Source organism: Pseudomonas sp. 22082 (assembly GCF_052046055.1).
In the GTDB taxonomy this organism is placed as follows: domain Bacteria; phylum Pseudomonadota; class Gammaproteobacteria; order Pseudomonadales; family Pseudomonadaceae; genus Aquipseudomonas; species Aquipseudomonas pharyngis.
Map to the genome: position 1 here is coordinate 100,533 of NZ_JBQEQB010000009.1, position 17,245 is coordinate 117,777.

General features: G+C 62.1%; 20 protein-coding genes. 2 read left to right on the forward strand and 18 right to left on the reverse strand.

From position 1 onward, the window contains the following. Nucleotide 1: 1 nt before the first annotated feature. The 5 genes from ccmE to ccmA form a co-directional block, all read right to left on the reverse strand. The gene (gene ccmE / locus ACTJK9_RS12935; protein ID WP_011333086.1) at nt 2-457 is read right to left on the reverse strand and encodes a cytochrome c maturation protein CcmE; all 456 of its coding nucleotides are present in this window, start codon (nt 455-457) and stop codon (nt 2-4) included. Next, entirely contained in the window at nt 454-630 is a 177-nt protein-coding gene (gene ccmD / locus ACTJK9_RS12940) for a heme exporter protein CcmD (protein ID WP_011333085.1), read from the reverse strand. Before ccmD ends, ccmE begins: the two co-directional genes overlap by 4 nt. After that, nucleotides 627-1,382 (reverse strand): heme ABC transporter permease, encoded by a 756-nt coding sequence (gene ccmC / locus ACTJK9_RS12945; RefSeq protein ID WP_039769743.1) that lies wholly within the window; start codon nt 1,380-1,382, stop codon nt 627-629. The genes ccmD and ccmC overlap by 4 nt, the downstream gene beginning before the upstream one ends. Before the next feature lie 78 nt (nt 1,383-1,460). Further along, on the reverse strand, nt 1,461-2,129 hold the full coding sequence (gene ccmB, locus ACTJK9_RS12950; RefSeq protein WP_011333083.1) for a heme exporter protein CcmB: 669 nt from the start codon (nt 2,127-2,129) through the stop codon (nt 1,461-1,463). Then, nucleotides 2,126-2,761, reverse strand: a complete 636-nt coding sequence (gene ccmA, locus ACTJK9_RS12955; protein ID WP_440814192.1) for a cytochrome c biogenesis heme-transporting ATPase CcmA — start codon at nt 2,759-2,761, stop codon at nt 2,126-2,128. Before ccmA ends, ccmB begins: the two co-directional genes overlap by 4 nt. A 197-nt stretch (nt 2,762-2,958) precedes the next feature. Here ccmA and fliK point away from each other — a divergent pair, with 197 nt between their 5' ends. Both fliK and ACTJK9_RS12965 read left to right on the forward strand, forming a co-directional pair. Continuing rightward, nucleotides 2,959-4,533, forward strand: coding sequence for a flagellar hook-length control protein FliK (gene fliK, locus ACTJK9_RS12960; RefSeq protein WP_440814194.1), 1,575 nt, complete (start codon nt 2,959-2,961; stop codon nt 4,531-4,533). Beyond that, a complete protein-coding gene (locus ACTJK9_RS12965) occupies nt 4,530-4,859 on the forward strand; it encodes an EscU/YscU/HrcU family type III secretion system export apparatus switch protein (RefSeq protein ID WP_440814196.1) in 330 nt (109 codons plus the stop codon). Before fliK ends, ACTJK9_RS12965 begins: the two co-directional genes overlap by 4 nt. 123 nt (nt 4,860-4,982) lie before the next feature. Here the strand turns inward: ACTJK9_RS12965 and ACTJK9_RS12970 are convergent, their stop codons facing one another. The 13 genes from ACTJK9_RS12970 to flhF all read right to left on the reverse strand — a co-directional run bounded on the left by ACTJK9_RS12970 (nt 4,983) and on the right by flhF (nt 17,244). Continuing rightward, nucleotides 4,983-5,375: a DUF2802 domain-containing protein gene (locus tag ACTJK9_RS12970; protein WP_039769738.1), complete on the reverse strand. Its 393-nt coding sequence runs from the start codon at nt 5,373-5,375 to the stop codon at nt 4,983-4,985. Then, nucleotides 5,376-5,861 carry a chemotaxis protein CheW gene (locus ACTJK9_RS12975; protein ID WP_007959223.1) on the reverse strand — a complete coding sequence of 162 codons (486 nt, stop codon included), beginning with the start codon at nt 5,859-5,861 and terminating at the stop codon, nt 5,376-5,378. A 73-nt stretch (nt 5,862-5,934) separates the two neighbouring features. Further along, nucleotides 5,935-6,888, reverse strand: a complete 954-nt coding sequence (locus ACTJK9_RS12980; RefSeq protein ID WP_440814198.1) for a CheW domain-containing protein — start codon at nt 6,886-6,888, stop codon at nt 5,935-5,937. Nucleotides 6,889-6,890: 2 nt separating this feature from the next. Beyond that, nucleotides 6,891-7,679, reverse strand: coding sequence for a ParA family protein (locus ACTJK9_RS12985; protein WP_249484143.1), 789 nt, complete (start codon nt 7,677-7,679; stop codon nt 6,891-6,893). A 43-nt stretch (nt 7,680-7,722) separates the two neighbouring features. Next, on the reverse strand, nt 7,723-8,613 hold the full coding sequence (gene motD / locus ACTJK9_RS12990) for a flagellar motor protein MotD (protein ID WP_011333075.1): 891 nt from the start codon (nt 8,611-8,613) through the stop codon (nt 7,723-7,725). Nucleotides 8,614-8,625: 12 nt separating this feature from the next. After that, on the reverse strand, nt 8,626-9,366 hold the full coding sequence (locus ACTJK9_RS12995; protein WP_064600715.1) for a flagellar motor protein: 741 nt from the start codon (nt 9,364-9,366) through the stop codon (nt 8,626-8,628). Then, nucleotides 9,366-10,502: a protein-glutamate methylesterase/protein-glutamine glutaminase gene (locus ACTJK9_RS13000; protein WP_221398982.1), complete on the reverse strand. Its 1,137-nt coding sequence runs from the start codon at nt 10,500-10,502 to the stop codon at nt 9,366-9,368. The genes ACTJK9_RS12995 and ACTJK9_RS13000 overlap by 1 nt, the downstream gene beginning before the upstream one ends. A 49-nt stretch (nt 10,503-10,551) precedes the next feature. Continuing rightward, nucleotides 10,552-12,822: a chemotaxis protein CheA gene (locus tag ACTJK9_RS13005; protein WP_440814201.1), complete on the reverse strand. Its 2,271-nt coding sequence runs from the start codon at nt 12,820-12,822 to the stop codon at nt 10,552-10,554. Between the two features lie 54 nt (nt 12,823-12,876). Continuing rightward, nucleotides 12,877-13,665, reverse strand: coding sequence for a protein phosphatase CheZ (locus ACTJK9_RS13010; RefSeq protein ID WP_011333071.1), 789 nt, complete (start codon nt 13,663-13,665; stop codon nt 12,877-12,879). 18 nt (nt 13,666-13,683) lie between these two features. Then, nucleotides 13,684-14,055 (reverse strand): chemotaxis response regulator CheY, encoded by a 372-nt coding sequence (locus ACTJK9_RS13015; protein ID WP_003183998.1) that lies wholly within the window; start codon nt 14,053-14,055, stop codon nt 13,684-13,686. A 167-nt stretch (nt 14,056-14,222) separates the two neighbouring features. Beyond that, nucleotides 14,223-14,963 carry an RNA polymerase sigma factor FliA gene (fliA, locus tag ACTJK9_RS13020; RefSeq protein WP_007951959.1) on the reverse strand — a complete coding sequence of 247 codons (741 nt, stop codon included), beginning with the start codon at nt 14,961-14,963 and terminating at the stop codon, nt 14,223-14,225. Beyond that, entirely contained in the window at nt 14,960-15,790 is an 831-nt protein-coding gene (gene fleN, locus ACTJK9_RS13025; RefSeq protein WP_003222917.1) for a flagellar synthesis regulator FleN, read from the reverse strand. The genes fliA and fleN overlap by 4 nt, the downstream gene beginning before the upstream one ends. A gap of 113 nt (nt 15,791-15,903) precedes the next feature. Beyond that, nucleotides 15,904-17,244, reverse strand: a complete 1,341-nt coding sequence (gene flhF, locus ACTJK9_RS13030; RefSeq protein WP_064594406.1) for a flagellar biosynthesis protein FlhF — start codon at nt 17,242-17,244, stop codon at nt 15,904-15,906. Nucleotide 17,245 lies beyond the last annotated feature (1 nt).

Here is a 17,245-nt window from a genome sequence, read left to right on the forward strand (position 1 = left end):
ATCAACCCTCCTTCGCAGGGGTTGGCGCGGATTGACCGCTGTCCTTCAGGGCTTTGGTCACTTCCGGCGGCATGTATTTCTCGTCGTGCTTGGCCAGCACTTCATCGGCAACCACCACGCCGTCGGCGTTGAGCTTGCCCAGCGCGACGATGCCCTGCCCTTCGCGGAACAGGTCCGGCAGGATCCCGCGATAGGTGATGGTCACGGACTTGTTGAAGTCGGTGACCACGAATTTGACGTCCAGCGAATCCGTGGAGCGTTGCAGCGAGCCCTTCTCGACCATGCCGCCGGCGCGGATGCGGGTGTCCTGCGGCGCTTCGCCGTTGGCGATCTGGGTCGGCGTGTAAAACAGGTTGATGTTCTGCTGCAGGGCGCTCAGGGCCAGGCCGACGGCAGCGCCGACCCCGACCAGAATTGCCAGGATGATGATCAGACGCTTTTTACGCAGCGGATTCACTTGCCGTTCTCCCGGCGCAGACGACGCGCCTCTTGTTGCAGATAACGCTTGCGGGCCGCAATCGGCGCCGCTACGTTGAGGATCAGTACCGCCAGACAGATGCCGTAGGCCGACCAGACATACAGGCCGTGATGGCCCATGGCGAGGAAGTCGCCAAATGACGCGAAACTCATCGAGCGGCCTCCAGGCTGTTCTGCACTTCTTCTTTCACCCAACTGGCGCGGGCTTCGCGCTTGAGCACTTCAAGGCGCATGCGCAACAACAGCACCGCGCCGAAGAAACAGTAGAAACCCAGCACCGTCAGCAGCAGCGGCAGCCACATCTCGACGGGCATCGCCGGTTTTTCGGTGAGGGTGAAGGTCGCGCCCTGGTGCAGGGTGTTCCACCACTCCACCGAGTATTTGATGATCGGAATGTTGATCACGCCGACGATGGCCAGCACCGCGCAGGCCTTGGCGGCGCTGTCGCGATTGCTGATGGCGTTGCCCAGGGCGATCACGCCGAAGTACAGGAACAGCAGAATCAACATCGAGGTCAGGCGCGCGTCCCAGACCCACCACGAACCCCACGTCGGCTTGCCCCAGATCGCCCCGGTGACCAGCGCCACGGCGGTCATCCAGGCACCGATCGGCGCGGCGCATTGCAGGGCGACGTCGGCCAGTTTCATCTTCCACACCAGCCCGACCACGCCGCACACCGCCAGCATCACGTAGATCGACTGGGCGAGCATCGCGGCGGGAACGTGGATATAGATGATGCGAAAGCTGTTGCCTTGCTGATAGTCCGGCGGCGCGAAGGCCAGGCCCCAGATGACGCCAACGCAGATCAGCAACAACGCGGCGAGGCTCAACCACGGCAAAAACTTGCTGCTGATGCCGTAGAACCACTTGGGCGAGCCGAGCTTGTGAAACCAGGTCCAGTTCATACTGTTTCCATCACGGGTGCCGCTCATCGGTGTGAGCAGTCTCAGGGTCTTTGCTGGTTAAATTTTAACCAGACCTCATTATTCGCCGACGCTGATCTTCAGGCCAGCCGCTATTGCAAAAGGTGTCAGGGTTATCGCCAGGGCGGTCAGGCTGCCAAGCCACAACAGATAACCAAGCGCCGGCATGCCCTGCAACGCCGCCTGCAAGGCGCCACTGCCGAGGATCAACACCGGGATGTACAACGGCAGAATCAGCAGCGCCAGCAACAGGCCTCCGCGTTTCAGACCGACCGTCAGCGCCGCGCCCACCGCGCCGAGCAAGCTCAGCACCGGTGTTCCCAGCAGCAACGAAAGCAGCAATACCGGCAGACACGCAGCCGGCAACCCGAGCATCAACGCCAGTAACGGCGAGAGCAAAACCAGTGCCAGCCCGGAAAAAAGCCAGTGTGCCAGCACCTTGGCCAATACCAGAAGTGGCAGGGGGTGCGGCGAAAGGACCCACTGTTCAAGGGAGCCATCTTCGAAATCACTGCGGAACAGCCCGTCCAGCGAGAGCAGAACCGACAAGAGTGCCGCCACCCAGACTAACCCCGGGGACAAGTTTTGCAATACTTGAGTTTCCGGGCCGACGGCCAGCGGGAACAGCGCGATGACGATGGCAAAGAAAATCAGCGGATTGGCCAGCTCCGCCGGGCGGCGGAACAGCAGTCGGGATTCACGGGCAACCAGCAGGCCGAACACACTCATACCGCCCAATTCCCCAGATCAATGTCGCGATAACCGGCTGGCATCCGGCTCAGCGTGTGGTGCGTGGTGAGCACCACCAGGCCGCCCCGTTCGCAGTGCCCGGCCAGGTGTTCTTCAAGCTGCGCCACGCCCTGCTTGTCGAGGGCGGTGAACGGTTCGTCGAGAATCCACAACGGCGGGCTGTCCAGATACAACCGCGCCAGCGCCACGCGGCGCTGCTGGCCGGCGGACAGACTGTGGCAGGGAACATCCTCGAAACCGCGCAATCCAACCGCCGCCAGGGCCTGCCAGATCGCGTCGCGTTCGGCGGGTTGATGCAGGGCGCAGAGCCAGGCGAGGTTTTCTTCCGGGGTGAGCAAGTCCTTGATCCCGGCGGCGTGGCCGATCCACAACAGGTTGCGCGCCAGCTCGCTGCGTTGCTCGCCCAGCGGCTTGCCGTTGAGCAGCACCTGACCGTCGGTCGGCTGCATCAGACCCGCCAGCAAACGCAGCAGGCTGGTCTTGCCGCTGCCGTTGGGGCCGCTGATCTGCACCATATCGCCACTGGCCAGTTTCAATTCGAGATTGTCGAAGAGCAGTCTGAGATCACGTTCACACGCGAGGGCAACGGTTTGCAGGACAGGACTGGTCAAGGGTTCACGGGCCTTATACGGTTCAAGTCGGCTCTGGCGCGGCCGTTAAAGAGTTGCAGCATAAATGCAATGACGGCTCAATCCAGAGAGCTGCGTCAAACAATTGCTATGTTTTTTGAACGAATGGAAGGACGGGCGGCATTATACATGGCGTCCCCCGCTCTCCCGAGTGCATTTTCCTCAGGTTGTGTCCGCGTATGACAGGCGAAATGAACATCCTCCCGCTCCCGCCCACCACCCCGGCGACCGTTCGCCCGCAGGTGGGTGAGCTGCTGAAGTTGCTGACGCCGGTCGACGGGCTGATTGCCGCCGGCCAGAGCGCCAAAGCCGAGGTGTTGTCGCTCAAGCAGGCGGATCAGACCTTCCAGTTGCTGCTCAAGGTGACGCTGGACAGCGGCCGTCAGACCACCGTGCAGGCGACCAGCAATCTGCCGCTGCCCCAGGGAACCAGCCTGGCGATCACCCAGCCGTCGGCGGGCAATCTGGCGATCACCGTGCAACAGGCCATCGCCAGCAGCGTCGCCACCCTCACCCGCATCGACACCGCGCAATTGCCGGTTGGCACGCTGCTGCAAGGCAAGGTGCTGACGGCTCAGGCCTTGCCGCAGGTGCCGGGGCAGCCGACGGTGTACCGCTCGATGGTCAGCCTGCTCAACACGGCGTTGAGCGGCAGCACACTGAGCATCGACAGCCCGCAACCGCTGCGCATCGGCACCCTGCTCTCGGCGCTGGTGCAGGACTCGCAGACCCTGAAGTTCCTGCCGCTGAGCAATCGCCAGGAACAACTGGCGGTCAGCCAGCAGCTGGTCAGCCAGCAAAGCCGTCAGGGCTCCCTCGACGGCTTGCTGAAAATGCTCCAGAGCCTGCCCCCCGCCACCGATCAGACGTCCCAGGATTTGCGCGCCGCCGTGGACAAACTGCTCGCCAACCTGCCAGATGTGCAGCAACTGAGCACTCCAAAGGGTCTGGCCCAGGCGCTGGCCAACAGCGGCGTGTTCCTTGAGACCAAACTGCTGACCGGGCAAAACCCGACGCTCGCCCCGGACATGAAAGCCGATCTGCTCAAGCTGATCGCCCAGCTCACCCCCGGCCTGCCCGGCAACACCAATCTGAACGCGATCATCGCCGCCAATACTCTGGCTCAGGCATTGCCGAGCTTCGTGCGCAACGCCCTCGGCATGCTCGGTCAGGTCAGCGCGAAACCGGTGCCGAGCAGTTTCCCCCTGCCCGACCGGTTGCTGCAAAGTCTGGAGGGCGAAGGCGATCTGGAACATTTGCTGCGCCTCGCCGCAGCCGCCGTGTCGCGCCTGCAAAGTCATCAGCTGTCGAGCCTGGAGCAGACCGGCGTCACCGACGACGGTCGCCTGCTCAGCACCTGGCAACTGGAAATCCCGATGCGCAACCTGCAGGACATCGTGCCATTGCAGGTCAAGTTCCAGCGCGAGGAAGCGCCGGAGAAACAGCAAGCGAACGAGCAGCGCCGCGATGAGCGCGAGCCGAAACAACAACTGTGGCGCGTCGATCTGGCGTTCGACATGGAACCGCTGGGGCCGATGCAGATTCAGGCGCAATTGATCAGCGGCAGCCTGTCCAGCCAGTTGTGGGCCGAGCGGCCGTACACCGCGAGCCTGATCGAAAGCAATCTGACCGCCCTGCGTCAGCGCCTGCTGGATTCCGGGCTGAACGTCGGCGACCTCGACTGCCACCTCGGCACCCCGCCGCAAGGCATCCAAACCCGCCTCGAACACCGCTGGGTCGACGAAACCGCATGAATGACACCACCGCTCCACGCCAGGCCATCGCCCTCAAATACGACGGCAGCCACGCCCCGACCCTTACCGCCAAGGGCGACGAAGAACTGGCCGAAGAAATCCTGCGGATCGCCCGCGATTATGAAGTGCCGATCTACGAAAACGCCGAACTGGTGAAAATGCTGGCGCGAATGGAACTGGGCGACAGCATCCCCGAAGAGCTGTACCGCACGATCGCGGAGATCATCGCTTTCGCCTGGAACCTCAAGGGCAAGTTCCCGGCCGGACACGACCCGGATGCACCAATGGTCGAGAAAGACATCACCGAGCGCGGCGACGATTACTGAGGTTTTAAAGACCCCTTCGCGAGCAAGCCCGCTCCCACATTTGTCCTCGATCCTATTGAAGGAATCCAGCCAAATGTGGGAGCGGGCTTGCTCGCGAATAGGCCATCAGCCTCAACGCAAAAATCAGTTCTTGTGCAGCTTGCGCATCAACTCCGCCTCAGCCTGGGTCAACCCGCAGGACTGGGTCAGCTCATCGACACTCGCGCCCATCCCCACCAGTTTCGCCGCCTGGGCGAATGACAGGCTGGAAGGATCGCGCTGTTCGAGCTGGGAGAGTTTGTCCGGGATCGGACTGACCACCGCGCGCAGCTCGTGCAGGGCTTCGCCCATGCGCACGTTGCCGTTCTGGTAATCGTCGACACGTTTGGCCAGGTCCCTGATGCGCTGATCACGCAGCGCATCGCCCTGGGCCTGTTGCGCAGCGATGACCCGCTGCGCCTTGATGTACGCCAGAAACATCGCCAGCGTGCCTGCCCAGAACAGGAACAGGACAATGACCGCTACCTCGAGAATCAATCAGATGTTCTCCAGTTCCGACCACTCTTCTTCGCTCATCATCTTGTCCAGCTCGACCAGGATCAGCAACTCGTTGTTCTTGTTGCACACGCCCTGGATGAACTTGGCCGACTCTTCGTTACCGACGTTCGGTGCGGTCTCGATTTCCGACTGACGCAGGTAAACCACTTCAGCCACGCTGTCGACCATGATGCCGACGACCTGCTTGTCGGCTTCGATGATGACGATACGGGTGTTGTCGCTGATCTCACCGCTCATCAGGCCGAAGCGCTGACGGGTATCGATCACGGTCACCACGTTGCCGCGCAGGTTGATGATGCCCAGCACGTAGCTTGGCGCGCCCGGAACCGGAGCGATCTCGGTGTAGCGCAGGACTTCCTGAACGCGCATCACGTTGATGCCGTAGGTTTCGTTGTCCAGCTTGAAGGTCACCCATTGCAGGATCGGATCTTCGGAACCCTTTGCCGCCGTAGCCTTGTCGTTCATACCCTAGCCCCTCGAAAAACCGCGCCTGGCGGTGTGTGTTTCGTTCGCCGGCATTTGAATGCCGGTACTGTCTTTATGTCGGTTTGTGGTTCGGCTTACTGCCGGACATGTGCTTTGCCCCACCGCTGGCGATCAACTCGGCCAGCGCGGAAACATCGAGCAAGGCGCACATGTGTTCAATCACCGTGCCGGCGAGCCATGGCCGCTGACCTCGGTGACTTCTCCATTTGATTTCATTCGGGTCCAGACGCAACGAGCGACTGACCTGATGCACCGCCAGGCCCCACTCGTAACCCTGCACCGAAATCACGTATTGCAGGCCCTGACGGAAATCGTCGCGATAGCGATCCGGCATGACCCAGCGTGCGGTGTCCAGCACTTTCAGGTTGCCGGCCTGGCTCGGCAGGATCCCGAGGAACCATTCCGGCTGACCGAACAGCGGCGTCAGCTCATGGCCGGCCAGCGAATAGATCGAGCCCAGACACACCAGCGGCACCGCCAGCGTCAGCCCGGCGACGTCGAACAGCAGGCATTCGAACGCTTCCGAAGCCCAGGCCGGACGGCCGTCGGTTTCCACCGGTGGCGGCGTGTTGCTGGGTGGCAGATGCACTTCCACCAGCGGCGCAACCAGGGTTGGTTCGACCGGGGCTGGCGCAGGCGCTTCAGGTTCCGGCTCTGGTACTACGGGAGCCGGAGGCGTTTGCAGAAGTTGGGTTTGCAGCAGCGGTGCCAGGGTCGATACCACGCGCACCGGCTCAGGCTCTTTGATCAACGTCGCAGTTGCCTTCGCTACTACAGCGGCAGGCGCTGCAACCGGGGCCACCGGCCGGGCGGCTTTTTGCGCATCCCGGGCCTGCTCTTCGAGCACGGCAGCCTGGAATTCATCGAGCGCCGCAGCGGTCTCGACCACCTCGACCGGCGCTGCGATTTCCTGCTCGACCTCGTCCGTCACTTCCTGCAGCAAGCCGTCCAGATAGGACTGCAGCGCCAGTTGCGGCTTCGACGTCAGCTTGATCGGCCGATTCATGCTCAAGCCACCTGCGGAACGAGTTGCTGCGCCAGCAGATGCTTGAGCAGCGCGCGGTAGGCCAGCACGCCACGGCTCTTGCCGTCGAACTGCGAAGGGGTGACACCGGCACGACTGGCGTCACGCAGACGGGTATCGACCGGGATGTAACCCTGCCAGATCTCCTCGGGGAATTTGTCGCGCAGCACGCGCAAGGTGCCCATCGACGCCTGGGTGCGGCGGTCGAACAGGGTCGGCACGATGCTGAACGGCAGCGCCTGTTTGCGTGAGCGGTTGATCATCGCCAGGGTGTTGACCATGCGCTCCAGGCCTTTGACGGCCAGGTGCTCGGTCTGCACCGGGATCACCAGTTGCTGACTGGCGGCCAGCGCGTTGACCATCAGCACGCCGAGCAATGGCGGGCTGTCGATGATCGCGTAATCGAAGTCCTGCCACAGCTGCGCCAGACTCTTGGCGATCACCAGACCCAGGCCACTCTGCCCTGGCGACTGGCGCTCGAGGGTGGCCAGCGCGGTGCTCGACGGCAACAGGGAAATGCGTTCATCGCTGGTCGACAACAGCAGCTGGCCCGGCAGGCCTTGCGGCACGCCGCCCTTGTGCAGAAACAGGTCGTAGTTGCTGTGTTCCAGGCTGTCGGGGTCGTAACCGAAATAGCTGGTCATCGAGCCGTGCGGATCGAGATCGACCACGACCACGCGCTTGCCCGCCTCTGCCAGCAAACCGGCTAAAGCGATGGAAGAAGTGGTTTTACCAACACCACCCTTTTGATTGGCGACTGCCCAGACTCTCATTCGGATCGTTCCTCCCGGCCGGGATACTCGGCCGAGACATGGTTCAGCGTATTAATGCGGGCGACGGAGAATTGACGGCACTCTCGCGTCCCGGCGTCTTGACCGGGGTCGGTGCAGTTTGTGTGCCAGCACGCTTCAACGCGGCATCCGGTTGCGCATGAGCGGTTCCGGTGCCGGTGAGGCTGCGGCGCACATCGAGATTGCGCGACACCACCAGCACCACACGACGGTTTTTCGCCCGGCCTTCAGCGGTGGCGTTGTTGGCCACCGGCTGGAATTCGCCGTAGCCCACCGAGGCCAGGCGGCCAGGATTCACACCCTGCATCGCCAGCATGCGCACGATGCTCGCCGAACGCGCCGAGGACAGCTCCCAGTTGGTCGGGTACTGCGCGGTGCGGATCGGTTGATCGTCGGTGAAGCCTTCGACGTGAATCGGGTTGTCGAACGGTTTGAGGATCGCCGCGACCTTGTCGATGATGTTGAACGCGATGTCGCTCGGCATCGCATCACCACTGCCGAACAACAGGCTGGAGTTGAGTTCGATCTCGACCCACAGCTCGTTGCCGCGCACGGTCATCTGGTTCGAGGAGATCAGGTCGCCGAACGCAGCGCTGATGTCATCGGCGATGCTTTTCAGCGGATCGCTGGCTCCGGCGATACCGGCATCGACCTGTTCGGCGTCCTTGACCAGCGGCTTGGCCGGGGTCACGGTCTTCGGTCGTTCTTCACCGATCGGAATCGGCTTGAGCGCGCGGTCGGAGTCGGTGAAGACCCCGATCAGCGCTTCGGAGATGATCTTGTATTTGCCTTCGTTGATCGACGAGATGGAGTACATCACCACGAAAAAGGCAAAGAGCAAGGTGATGAAGTCGGCGTAGGAAACCAGCCAGCGTTCATGGTTTACGTGCTCTTCATGCTGGCGACGACGTGCCATGAGGTCAGTCCCTTAATCCATGAAGCCCTGAAGCTTCAACTCGATGGAGCGTGGGTTTTCACCTTCAGCGATCGACAAAATACCTTCCAACAACATTTCGCGATAACGCGACTGTCGCAACGCGATTGACTTGAGCTTGGCGGCAACGGGCAACAGGATCAGGTTGGCACTGGCCACACCGTAGATGGTGGCGACGAACGCCACCGCAATCCCGTTACCCAGTTGCGACGGATCGGCCAGATTGCCCATCACGTGGATCAGGCCCATTACCGCACCGATGATGCCGATGGTCGGCGCGTAGCCGCCCATGCTTTCAAACACTTTGGCCGCTTCGACATCGCGGGCTTCCTGAGTGTAGAAATCCACTTCGAGGATGCTGCGGATCGCTTCCGGCTCGGCGCCGTCGACCAGCAGTTGCAGGCCCTTGCGCGAGTAGGCGTCGGGCTCGGCATCCGCCACGCCTTCCAGACCCAGCAGGCCTTCCTTGCGGGCGGTGAGGCTCCAGTTGACTACGCGGTCGATGCCGCCGGCCAGGTCCACCCGCGGCGGGAAAAAGATCCAGGCCAGAATCTGCATGGCGCGCTTGAACGCGCTCATCGGCGATTGCAGCAGCGCGGCACCGACGGTGCCACCGAGCACGATCAGCGCCGCCGGGCCGTTGGCCAGCGCGCCGAGGTGACCACCTTCCAGGTAGTTGCCGCCGATGATGGCGACGAACGCCATGATGATCCCGATAAGGCTTAGAACATCCATCAGACGCATGCCTCGACGATGTGCTTGCCGATATCGTCCAGACTGTACACCGCGTCGGCGAGGTCAGCTTTGACGATGGCCATCGGCATGCCGTAGATCACGCAACTGGCTTCGTCCTGAGCCCAGACCGTGCTGCCGCCCTGCTTGAGCAGTCGTGCACCTTCACGGCCGTCGGCGCCCATGCCGGTCAGTACCACCGCCAGAACTTTGTCACTGTAGGATTTGGCTGCGGAACCGAAAGTGATGTCCACGCACGGCTTGTAGTTCAGACGTTCGTCGCCCGGCAGGATTTTCACCGCGCCACGGCCGTCGATCATCATCTGCTTGCCACCCGGTGCCAGCAGCGCCAGGCCCGGACGCAGGATGTCGCCATCCTCGGCTTCCTTGACGCTGATGCGGCACAGCTTGTCCAGACGCTCGGCGAAGGCCTTGGTGAAGGCCGCCGGCATGTGCTGGATCAGCACGATCGGCGCCGGGAAGCTGGCCGGCAACTGGGTCAGAACCCGTTGCAGCGCGACCGGGCCGCCGGTCGATGTACCGATGGCGACGAGTTTGTAGTTCTTGCGTTTCGGGGCCGGCGACGAAGCGCTGGCCGCTGGCGCGCGAGTCGGTGCCGGCGCAGGTGCCGGACGGGCCGGAGCGCTGCTGTGACTGCTGAAGCTCGACGGTGCAGGAGCAGCCGGCGCAGGCGTCGGTGCAGCGGCAGGCGCCGGCGCACTGTAGGCACTGAAACGACGGTTGCTGCGCGAGATGCTGTGAACCTTCTCGCACAGCAGTTGCTTGACCTTCTCCGGGTTGCGGGAGATGTCTTCGAAATTCTTCGGCAGGAAATCCACCGCGCCGGCATCCAGCGCATCCAGGGTCACCCGGGCGCCTTCGTGCGTCAGCGAGGAGAACATCAACACCGGCGTCGGGCAGCGCTGCATGATGTGCCGCACGGCCGTGATGCCATCCATCATCGGCATCTCGTAGTCCATGGTGATCACGTCCGGCTTGAGGGCCAGGGCCTGATCGATCGCCTCTTTACCGTTGGTTGCCGTGCCGACAACCTGGATGCTCGGATCCGCTGAAAGAATTTCCGAGACGCGGCGGCGGAAAAAACCCGAATCGTCCACCACCAGGACTTTGACTGCCATAAACACTCCATTAGGTGCGGCGGGACGTTGTCGCCCCGCCACCCCGGATTCAAATACGCCGTGCGGCGTAACGCTTGAGCATGCTCGGAACATCGAGAATCAGTGCAATGCGGCCGTCACCGGTGATGGTGGCGCCGGACATGCCTGGAGTTCCCTGGAGCATCTTGCCCAATGGCTTGATGACCACTTCTTCCTGGCCGACCAGTTGATCGACGACGAAGCCGATCCGCTGGGTGCCCACCGAAAGGATCACCACATGGCCTTCGCGCTGCTCTTCGTGAGCGGCGGAGCTGACCAGCCAGCGCTTGAGGTAGAACAATGGCAGCGCCTTGTCCCGCACGATCACCACTTCCTGACCATCCACCACGTTGGTGGTCGACAGGTCGAGGTGGAAGATTTCGTTGACGTTCACCAGCGGGAACGCGAATGCCTGGTTGCCGAGCATCACCATCAGGGTCGGCATGATCGCCAGCGTCAGCGGCACCTTGATGACGATCTTCGAGCCCTGGCCCTTGGTCGAGTAGATGTTGATCGAACCGTTGAGCTGGGAAATCTTGGTCTTCACCACGTCCATGCCGACACCGCGGCCGGACACGTCGGAGATCTCGGTCTTGGTCGAGAAACCCGGGGCGAAAATCAGGTTGTAGCACTCGGTGTCGCTCAGACGATCGGCGGCATCCTTGTCCATCACACCGCGTTTCACGGCGATGGCGCGCAGGACGTTCGGGTCCATGCCTTTGCCGTCGTCGGAGATCGACAGCAGGATGTGGTCGCCTTCCTGCTCGGCCGCCAGGATCACCTTGCCGCCACGGGCCTTGCCCGAGGCTTCGCGTTCTTCCGGCGACTCGATGCCGTGGTCGACGGCGTTGCGCACCAAGTGGACCAGCGGGTCGGCCAATGCCTCGACGAGGTTCTTGTCGAGGTCGGTCTCTTCGCCCACCAGTTCCAGGTTGATCTCTTTCTTGAGCTGGCGTGCCAGGTCGCGAACCAGACGCGGGAAGCGGCCGAAGACTTTCTTGATCGGCTGCATCCGGGTCTTCATCACCGCGGTCTGCAAGTCGGCGGTGACCACGTCGAGGTTCGACACGGCCTTCTGCATAGACTCGTCACCGCTGTTCAGGCCCAGGCGCACCAGACGGTTACGCACCAGCACCAGCTCGCCGACCATGTTCATGATTTCGTCGAGACGTGCGGTGTCCACACGCACGGTGGTCTCGGCTTCAGTCGTCGGTTTTTCCGGTGGCGGCGTCGCGGGGGCACGGGCCGGAGCCGGTGCTGCGGCGGCAGCCGGTTTGGCCGGTTCGGCTTTAGGCTCAGGTGCTTTCGCGGCGGGTTTTGCCGCAGCGGCCGGGGCCTTCGCAGCAGGCGTTGCAACCGCCGAAGCATTGCCGGCAGTCACGACGGCACCGGTGGCAACGTCAGTGAACTTGCCTTTGCCGTGCAGATCGTCGAGCAGCGATTCGAACTCGTGGTCGCTGATCAGATCGCTACCGGCCGCAGCGGCTGCCGGAGCAGCCGGCGCAGGCACCGAAGCAATCGCCGACTCCAGCGCATCGACGGCAAAGTTGCCCTTGCCGTGCAACTGATCGAGCAAGGCTTCGAATTCGTCGTCGGTAATATCCGAGCTGTCGCCCGCCGCCGGGGCAGCAGGTGCAGCGGCCGCCGGAGCTACGGCGTCGGCCGCGAACTGGCCTTTGCCATGCAACTGGTCGAGCAGCGACTCGAACTCGGCGTCGGTGATTTCATCGCTGGCCGCTTCGGTGGAAGCAGGCGCAGCGGCAGCCGCCGGGGCTTCGGCTTCGGCCTTGACGGCGTTCAGCGAGTCCAGCAACTGTTCAAATTCGTTATCGGTGATGTCGCCCGAATCGCCTTCGACGACCAGCTCTTCGATCATCTCGGCAACCGGCGAAGCCGGGGCTTCATCCGCCGATTGCGGTTCGGCCAGACGCGCCAGGGCAGCCAGCAGTTCCGGGGTGGCGGCGGTGATCGGGCTGCGATCGCGGACTTCGCTGAACATGCTGTTCACCGCGTCCAGCGCTTCGAGCACCACGTCCATCAGTTCTGCATCGACGCGTCGTTCACCCTTGCGCAGGATGTCGAACACGTTTTCGGCGATGTGACAGCACTCCACCAGCTCGTTGAGCTGAAGGAAGCCGGCGCCCCCTTTTACAGTGTGGAAACCGCGAAAAATTGCGTTGAGCAGATCTGCGTCATCCGGGCGGCTTTCCAGCTCGACCAGTTGTTCGGACAGTTGCTCAAGAATCTCGCCGGCCTCAACCAGGAAATCCTGAAGGATCTCTTCATCGGCGCCGAAGCTCATTAATGGGGTGCTCCTACAGGTCTAAAAACCCAAAAAACCTATAATTCCAAAACTCTAGAATCCAAGGCTGGATAACAAATCGTCCACATCGTCCTGACCGGACACAACGTCTTCTCGTTTATCGGCATGAATCTGCGGACCTTCACCCTGCGAGAGATGTTTTTGTGGATCTTTTTCAGCAAGCATCGCCGCACGGTCATGTTCGATGCCCGCAAAGCGGTCCACCTGGCTGGCCATGAGCACGAGCTTGAGCAGGTTGCTTTCGACTTCGGTGACCAATTGGGTCACGCGCTTGATCACCTGGCCGGTGAGGTCCTGGTAATCCTGGGCGAGCAGAATGTCATTCAGATTGCTCGACACCGCGCGGTTGTCCGCGCTGCTGCGTGCCAGAAAACCGTCGACCCGGCGCGCCAGTTCACGGAACTCTTCAGCCCCGACCTCACGACGCATGAAACGGCCCCAATCGGCGCTCAAGGCCTGGGCTTCGTCAGCCAGGCCATTGACCACAGGGGTCGCGCTTTCCACCAGATCCATGGTGCGGTTGGCGGCAGCTTCGGTCAGTTTGACCACGTAGCCCAGGCGCTCGGTAGCGTCGGTAATCTGCGACACTTCCTCAGCCTGCGGCATGTGCGGATCGATCTGGAAATTGACGATCGCACTGTGCAGTTCACGTGTGAGCTTGCCCACTTCCTGGTACAGGCCACGGTCACGGGTCTGATTGAGCTCATGGATCAGTTGCACCGCGTCGCCGAACTTGCCTTTTTCAAGGCTTTCGACCAGTTCGACCGCGTGTTTTTTCAGGGTCGACTCAAAATCGCCCTGTGAAGATTCGTTATGCTCCATAGCTCCCCCGCGCGTTCATCAGCCGATGCGTTCGAAAATCTTCTCGATTTTTTCTTTCAACGCCTGGGCCGTGAAAGGTTTGACCACATAGCCGTTCACGCCGGCCTGGGCCGCCTCGATGATCTGCTCGCGCTTGGCTTCAGCGGTCACCATCAGCACCGGCAGGTGCTTGAGCTTTTCATCGGCGCGCACGTGGCGCAGCAGGTCGATACCGGTCATGCCGGGCATGTTCCAGTCGGTCACCAGAAAGTCGATGCTGCCGCTGTTGAGCACCGGAATGGCAGTGGTGCCATCGTCGGCTTCAACGGTGTTGGTGAACCCCAGATCACGCAACAGGTTCTTGATGATCCGCCGCATCGTTGAGAAGTCATCAACGATGAGGATTTTCATGTCTTTGTTCAATTCGACCTCCAAGCAGTCTTAAACGCGCCCAGCACCTGGACGCGCCATTTCAATCAATCCGGCAAAACACTCGATGACTGTCTGGAGCACAACAGATCGAGACCGGTGCCGTTCACCACCGCACCAGCCTCGTTCGCAGTGTCCCCACACTGCCTTCAGCGCGCTCGCCACTCCCCCAAACGCCCCCGCAAGCGGGCCGCGCACTGGCTGTGTAACTGGCTGACCCGCGATTCACTGACGCCAAGGACTTCACCGATCTCCTTGAGGTTCAGCTCTTCGTCGTAGTACAGCGCCAACACCAGTCGCTCACGCTCCGGCAAATTGGCAATCGCGTCCGCCAGCGCGGCCTGGAAACGTTCGTCTTCCAGATCGCGCGACGGCTCCAGATGAGCACTGGCGCCATCCTCGTGCAGCCCTTCGTGTTCGCCGTCCTGCAACAGGTCGTCGAAACTGAACAGCCGGCTGCCCAGGGTGTCGTTCAAAATCCCGTAGTAATCGTCGAGACTCAATTGGAGTTCGGCCGCAACTTCGTGATCTTTAGCGTCACGGCCGGTTTTAGCTTCAATCGAGCGAATTGCGTCGCTGACCATACGGGTGTTGCGGTGAACCGAGCGCGGTGCCCAATCCCCTTTTCGGACTTCATCGAGCATCGCACCGCGGATCCGGATGCCCGCGTACGTTTCAAAACTGGCGCCCTTGCTGGCGTCGTATTTGGTCGAGACTTCGAGCAGGCCGATCATCCCGGCCTGGATCAGGTCTTCGACCTGCACACTGGCCGGCAATCGCGCCAGCAAGTGATAGGCGATGCGTTTGACCAGTGGCGCGTAACGCTCGATCAGCTCGTACTGCGCGTCACGCGCCGACTTTTTGTAAAGGTTCATACCGCTGGCGGTCATAGCACAGGTCCTGCCGTTTGCTGCACGAGGCGCTCGACGAAAAATTCGAGGTGGCCGCGCGGGTTGGCGGGCAGCGGCCAGGTGTCGACCTTCTGTGCGATCGCCTTGAACGCCAGCGCGCACTTGGAACGCGGGAAGGCTTCATAGACCGCACGCTGCTTCTGCACCGCCTTGCGCACGCTTTCGTCGTACGGCACCGCGCCGACGTATTGTAGGGCGACGTCGAGGAAGCGATCCGTGACCTTGGTCAACTTGGCGAACAGGTTGCGACCTTCCTGCGGGCTCTGGGCCATGTTGGCCAGGACGCGGAAGCGGTTCATGCCGTAGTCGCGGTTGAGCAGTTTGATCAGCGCGTAAGCGTCGGTGATCGAGGTCGGCTCGTCGCAGACCACCAGCAACACTTCCTGGGCTGCGCGAACGAAACTGACTACCGAGTCACCGATACCCGCAGCGGTGTCGATCACCAGCACGTCGAGGTTGTCGCCGATGTCGCTGAACGCCTGGATCAGGCCGGCATGCTGGGCCGGGCTCAGGTGAACCATGCTCTGGGTGCCGGAAGCGGCCGGCACGATGCGGATCCCGCCGGGGCCCTGCAACAGCACGTCGCGCAGCTCGCAGCGGCCTTCGATCACGTCGGCCAGAGTGCGTTTGGGGGTGAGGCCCAGCAGAACGTCGACGTTCGCCAGCCCCAGGTCGGCGTCCAGCAGCATGACCCGACGGCCAAGCTCTGCCAGCGCCAGGGACAAGTTCACTGACACATTAGTCTTGCCGACGCCACCTTTGCCGCCGGTCACCGCGATCACCTGTACGGGATGCATGCTGCCCATGTTATTTCTTTACCTTGTCTTGCATAGACGGAGGCCACATTACTGGCTGCGCGTTCACAACCGGAACAATGCATGGCAGACCATCGATGTAGGTACAAAAACGGTTCATTACCTCAGCCAACCTGCTTGGTCGGACTGTGGTAGATATCAGCGAACATGTCAGCCATGGCTTCTTCGCTGGGTTCTTCCTGCATTTGCACACTGACGGCGCGGCTGACCAGTTGATGACGGCGCGGCAGATGCAGATCATCCGGAATACGCGGCCCATCGGTCAGGTAGGCGACCGGCAGTTCGTGACTGATCGCCAGGCTCAGCACTTCGCCAAGACTGGCCGTCTCATCCAGTTTAGTCAGGATGCAGCCGGCGAGCCCGCAACGCTTGTAACTGTGATACGCGGCGGTTAGAACCTGTTTCTGGCTGGTGGTTGCCAGCACCAGATAATTTTTCGACCGAATGCCACGACCGGCCAGGCTTTCCAGCTGCATGCGCAGCGCCGGATCGCTGGCTTGCAGGCCGGCGGTATCGATCAGCACCACGCGTTTGCGCAGCAGTGGATCCAGCGCCTGCACCAGGGACTGGCCCGGATCGACGTGGGTCACCGAAACGTTAAGGATGCGGCCCAGAGTCTTGAGCTGCTCCTGCGCGCCGATACGGAAACTGTCCATGCTCACCAGCGCGATGTTCTGCGCGCCGTACTTGAGCACGTAGCGGGCGGCCAGTTTGGCCAGGGTGGTGGTCTTGCCCATGCCGGCCGGGCCGACCATGGCAATCACCCCACCCTCTTCCAACGGCTCGACTTCCGGTACGGCAATCATTCGTGCCAGGTGCGCCAGCAACATGCGCCAGGCCTGACGCGGTTCGTCGATCTCGGTGATCATCGACAGCAGATCGCGGGACAACGGGCCGGACAAACCGATGCGTTGCAGACGACGGTACAGATTGGCCTGAGCCGGACGGCTGCCTTGCAGCTGGTTCCAGGCCAGGGTGCCGAGTTGCACTTCCATCAGTTCGCGCAGGCTGTTGAGCTCGAAGCGCATCGAGTCCAGTGCACGCGGGTCGACGCCAGCGGCGGCCGGTGCAGGCGCCGGGGCTGGGCGGGCCGGCGCCTCGTAAGTGGGTTCGGTCAGGGGTTCAGCAGCGGTCAGCGGCAGGCCGGCCGTCAACGGCAGCCCGGCGAACAACTGGCGATTGGTGTTGCCGTCGGCTTCGCCACGCAGGCTCAGTTCGGCCTGGGCGGTGACGATGCGCGACTGGGTCTTGCGCAGCTCATCCTCGAGTTCCATGTTCGGAACGCGCGGGGCCAGCGCCGACAGTTTGTAATCGAGCGCCGCCGTCAGCTCGACGCCGCCGGCGATGCGGCGGTTGCCAATGATGGCGGCATCAGCGCCCAGCTCATCACGAACCAGCTTCATGGCCTGACGCATATCGGCGGCGAAAAAACGCTTAACTTGCATA

Bases quoted from the DNA above. Each gene is read 5' to 3' on its own strand.
- fliK (WP_440814194.1), top strand. From the start codon at position 2,959: ATGACAGGCGAAATGAACATCCTCCCGCTCCCGCCCACCACCCCGGCG.
- ccmB (WP_011333083.1), bottom strand. From the start codon at position 2,129: ATGAGTGTGTTCGGCCTGCTGGTTGCCCGTGAATCCCGACTGCTGTTC.
- fleN (WP_003222917.1), bottom strand. From the start codon at position 15,790: ATGGGCAGCATGCATCCCGTACAGGTGATCGCGGTGACCGGCGGCAAA.
- ccmD (WP_011333085.1), bottom strand. From the start codon at position 630: ATGAGTTTCGCGTCATTTGGCGACTTCCTCGCCATGGGCCATCACGGC.
- ACTJK9_RS13015 (WP_003183998.1), bottom strand. From the start codon at position 14,055: ATGAAAATCCTCATCGTTGATGACTTCTCAACGATGCGGCGGATCATC.
- ACTJK9_RS13005 (WP_440814201.1), bottom strand. From the start codon at position 12,822: ATGAGCTTCGGCGCCGATGAAGAGATCCTTCAGGATTTCCTGGTTGAG.
- ACTJK9_RS13000 (WP_221398982.1), bottom strand. From the start codon at position 10,502: ATGGCAGTCAAAGTCCTGGTGGTGGACGATTCGGGTTTTTTCCGCCGC.
- ACTJK9_RS13010 (WP_011333071.1), bottom strand. From the start codon at position 13,665: ATGGAGCATAACGAATCTTCACAGGGCGATTTTGAGTCGACCCTGAAA.
- ACTJK9_RS12975 (WP_007959223.1), bottom strand. From the start codon at position 5,861: ATGAACGACAAGGCTACGGCGGCAAAGGGTTCCGAAGATCCGATCCTG.
- ACTJK9_RS12965 (WP_440814196.1), top strand. From the start codon at position 4,530: ATGAATGACACCACCGCTCCACGCCAGGCCATCGCCCTCAAATACGAC.
- fliA (WP_007951959.1), bottom strand. From the start codon at position 14,963: ATGACCGCCAGCGGTATGAACCTTTACAAAAAGTCGGCGCGTGACGCG.
- ACTJK9_RS12995 (WP_064600715.1), bottom strand. From the start codon at position 9,366: ATGGATGTTCTAAGCCTTATCGGGATCATCATGGCGTTCGTCGCCATC.
- ACTJK9_RS12985 (WP_249484143.1), bottom strand. From the start codon at position 7,679: ATGAGAGTCTGGGCAGTCGCCAATCAAAAGGGTGGTGTTGGTAAAACC.
- flhF (WP_064594406.1), bottom strand. From the start codon at position 17,244: ATGCAAGTTAAGCGTTTTTTCGCCGCCGATATGCGTCAGGCCATGAAG.
- motD (WP_011333075.1), bottom strand. From the start codon at position 8,613: ATGGCACGTCGTCGCCAGCATGAAGAGCACGTAAACCATGAACGCTGG.
- ccmC (WP_039769743.1), bottom strand. From the start codon at position 1,382: ATGAACTGGACCTGGTTTCACAAGCTCGGCTCGCCCAAGTGGTTCTAC.
- ACTJK9_RS12980 (WP_440814198.1), bottom strand. From the start codon at position 6,888: ATGAATCGGCCGATCAAGCTGACGTCGAAGCCGCAACTGGCGCTGCAG.